4 protein-coding genes are annotated in these 3,624 nt (G+C 76.3%); all 4 read left to right on the top strand.

All coding sequences use genetic code 11. The features are described 5' to 3' along the window. The coding region (locus FXF52_RS40695; RefSeq protein ID WP_255472930.1) for a hypothetical protein at positions 1-900 on the top strand (900 nt) is incomplete at its 5' end. 103 nt (positions 901-1,003) lie between these two features. Then, entirely contained in the window at positions 1,004-1,474 is a 471-nt protein-coding gene (locus FXF52_RS40690) for a DUF1203 domain-containing protein (RefSeq protein WP_148804963.1), read from the top strand. 69 nt (positions 1,475-1,543) lie between these two features. Continuing rightward, positions 1,544-2,476, top strand: coding sequence for a PfkB family carbohydrate kinase (locus FXF52_RS40685; RefSeq protein WP_148804962.1), 933 nt, complete (start codon positions 1,544-1,546; stop codon positions 2,474-2,476). Between the two features lie 41 nt (positions 2,477-2,517). Continuing rightward, positions 2,518-3,513: a carcinine hydrolase/isopenicillin-N N-acyltransferase family protein gene (locus tag FXF52_RS40680; protein WP_148804961.1), complete on the top strand. Its 996-nt coding sequence runs from the start codon at positions 2,518-2,520 to the stop codon at positions 3,511-3,513. Positions 3,514-3,624: the final 111 nt, after the last annotated feature.

Here is a 3,624-nt window from a genome sequence, read left to right as displayed (position 1 = left end):
CGCCGGGCGCCGACCGCCGTTGGCCGATGTCCGGTGCCGGGGCAGCCGGACCTGGCCGCCTACCGAGCGGCGGTGGCGGAACTGGTGGTCGAGGTCGGCGCCCTGGCCGACTCCCCGTCGACCACCGCCCGCCAGGTGCTGTTGGACCAGCGGCTGCGGGAGCCGGCCATCGCCGCGGTCCTGAACGCCACCCCGCAGGGGTTCGTCGGCGCCCGGGAGACCCTGCTCCTGGAGATGGCCCGCTACCAACCCAGCGCCCGCAGTTCGGCGCACGACCTCACCGCGCTGGTCCGGATCTACCTGCTCTCCCGCATCGACGTGATGTGGTGGCGGGACACACCGACCTTCCTCACCGACACCCAGGTCGACACGACCACCGACCTGGTCGACCTGGAGTGGCTGCGCCGGCGTGGGCTGCTCGCCTTCCGCTACCAGGAGCAGCCGGCGACCCTTCTCGGCCGCGGGCTGCGGGCGGCACGGCGGCGGCTGCTGCCCGACGCCACCCCACACACCGCGGGGCTGCGGTTCCGCCGGGCCCGCCGCGAGGTGATCGCCCTGCTCAACGACATCGCCCGGGAGTTCGCCGCGGCCAGCCCGCCGGCCACGCCGCCGCTCTGGGTCACCAGCCTCGCCCGCAGCGCCGAGCACCAGTACCGGCTGCGCCGCCTCGGATACGCCGCCATGGTGCCCAGCGGGCACTGCCTCGGCTGGGCGGCCGACGTGGAGCTGGCCTGGTTCGCCCGATTCGGCGTCCGGGACGCGCTGGCGGACCTGCTGCTGGCCCGGCAGGAGGCCGGCGAGATCAACGTGGTCGACGAGGGCCAGGCCTGGCACGTCTGTCTGGCGCCCACCGCCCGGCTCCGGCTCCGGCAGGCGTACGAGGCCGAGATGGGGGCGTGAGCGGCACGTGCGGTGAACCGGCCCGCCGTCGCGCGGCGGGTGGCGGGAACGCCAGGTCCGATCGCCGCCAGCAACCACCGGCGGGCCGGGCCAGGCTGGGCGTATGACGACGGGTATCCGGTACCTGATTGAGCCGATGCCGGGGGAGGCGCTGGCCGAGGTGCGGCGCACCGGCCGGGACGCGTCCGGCCAGCCGCCGGAGCGACGCACCGCCGAGGGCGGCGAACCGCTGCGCTGCTGCCTGCGCGACGCCACGGCGGGCGAGCCGCTGCTGCTGTTCGGGTACGCCCCGCCGCTGCCCGCCGGCCCGTACCGTGAGGTGGGGCCGATCTTCGCCCACGACGCGGACTGCCCCGGTCCGGACCACGGGACCGGGTACCCGGCCGACTGGCGGGGGCGGCCCCAGGTCCTTCGGGCGTACGACCGCCGGGGCCGGATCGTGGGCGGCCGGCACCACGACGGCGGCGACCCGGAACGGGTCATCGCCGAACTGCTCGCCGACCCCGCGGTGGACCGCCTGCACAGCCGCAACGTGGTGTATGGCTGCTTCATGTTCGTCGTCGCGCGCCCCTAGCCGGTTGGGGCGGCCGGGAGCCGGGCCGGCGGGGGGCGTGACCGGCGGCGGCCCGGGTAACAGCCGGGCATGGCCGGACTGGACGCGCTGGTGGTGGGGCAGGTGTGCCGGGACCTCGTCCTGGTGGTGGACGAGGTCCCGGGCCCGTCCGGGACGACCCCGGTGCGCCGCCGGCGGGAGCTGCTCGGGGGCAAGGGGGCGAACCAGGCCGTCTCGCTCGCCCAACTCGGTGCCCGCCCCGGGCTGCTCGGGGTGGTCGGCGAGGACGAGGTCGGCGACCGGCTGCTGGGCCAGGCCCGCAGCGACGGCATCGACGTCGCCCCGGTGCTGCGCCGGGCGGACACCCCCAGCGCGCTGATCGTCGACGTGGTGGACGCCGGAGCCCACTGGCGCTACCTGGAGGACATCCCCGAGGCGACCCTGCTGACCGAGGACGACGTGACCGGCGCGGCGGAGGTGCTGGCGGCGGCCCGCGCCGTGCTCGTGCAGCTTCAGCAGCCGTTGCCGGCGGCGCTCGCGGCGGCCCGGTGCGCCCGTGCCGCCGACCGGCTGGTGGTGCTGGACGGCGCGCCGGACGACCCGGCGGGCGGGACGGAGCTGCTCGCCCTGGCCGACGTGCTGCGCGCCGACGCGCGGGAGGCCGGGCTGATCGTGGGCGACCCGCCGAAGGACGCCGAGTCCGGGTTGCGGGCCGGCCGGGAGCTGCTCGCCCGCGGTCCGTCGCTGGTCGCGGTCGAGGTGGCGGGGGAGGGGAACGCCTTCGCCTGGCCGGATGGGGAAGTCTTCGTGCCGATCAGCGACACGCCCACGGTGGACACTACCGGCGCGGGAGACGCCTTCGTCGCGGCGCTCACCGTCGGCCTGCTCGGCGGCGGGCCGTACGAGCAGGTCGCGCGCTACGCGGTCGCCGCGGCCGGCGCGACGGTGGGCCACCCCGGCGGCCGCCCCGCCCTCACGCCCGAGGCGATCGACGCGCAACTGGCCCGCATCCCCGCCACCTGACCCGATGGACAACCGTCGCTGCCGCCTCTAGCGTCGCGGGCATGCGGAGGACGCTGCTCGCCACCGGTCTCGCCCTGCTGCTCGCCGGCACCGGATGCGCCGCCGGCCAACGGACCCCGACGTCGTCCCCGGCCGGCACCCCGACCGCGTCCCGACAGGACGCCGGCCAGGTCGAGCGGACCCTGGCCAGCCTGCGCCGGGTCGACGACCTGCCGCTGTACGAGATGACCTACGTCGGGGACTACGACCCGACCGCCGGCATCTCCGGCATCCCGGAGGCGAGCCCGTTCGGCTGCTCGCTGTTCGCCGCGCTCGGCGACCGGACCCGGCCGCTGTTCGCCCGCAACTTCGACTGGGACCCGAACCCGGCGCTGGTGCTGCGGACCGACCCGCCGGACGGGTACGCCTCGATCTCCATGGTGGACATCTCGTACCTCGGGGTCGGTGCCGACCCGGCCGGGGATCGCCGGCTGCTCAACGCGCCGCTGCTGCCCTTCGACGGGATGAACGAGCGCGGCCTGGCCGTGGGGCTGGCCGCCGACGACGGCGCGACCGCGCGCCCGGTGCCGGGGCGGCCGACGGTGGGCTCCGTACGCATCCTGCGGCTGGTGTTGGACGAGGCCGCCACCGTGGACGAGGCGATCGCCGTGTTCGGCCGCTACAACCTGGACTTCGACGGCGGCCCGCCGCTGCACTACCTGCTCGCCGACGCCACCGGCGCGTCCGCCGTGGTCGAGTTCGTCGACGGCACGATGCGGGCCGAGAAGAGCCGGGGCGCGTGGCAGGCGCTGACCAACGTGGCGGCCGTCGGGGTGGCCGACCGCGACCTGCGCCGGGACCACCGGTACGGGGTGCTGGCCGAGGCGCTGGACAAGGCGGGCGGCACCGTGGACGCCCCGACCGCCCTGCGGCTGCTCGACTCGGTACGGCAGGCACACACCCGCTGGTCGGTGGTGTACGGCCTGAAGACGGGCGAGGTACGGCTGGCCACCGCCGCGGGCGGCGGCGAGCGTAGCTACCGGATACCGATGAGCTGACGGCCGGGCCCGACCCCACGCTGTGGGGCCGGGCCCGGCCGGTGCGTCAGTTACCCAGGTAGCCCGCCTGGGTCTGCACGTTCAGCTCGTCCACCCGGACCAGCTTGGCGC

The sequence above is a fragment of the Micromonospora sp. MP36 genome (assembly GCF_008119785.1).
Lineage (GTDB): Bacteria > Actinomycetota > Actinomycetes > Mycobacteriales > Micromonosporaceae > Micromonospora.
The sequence above is the reverse complement of the archived record's forward strand: the minus strand, read 5'-3'. Positions and strand labels throughout refer to the sequence as shown.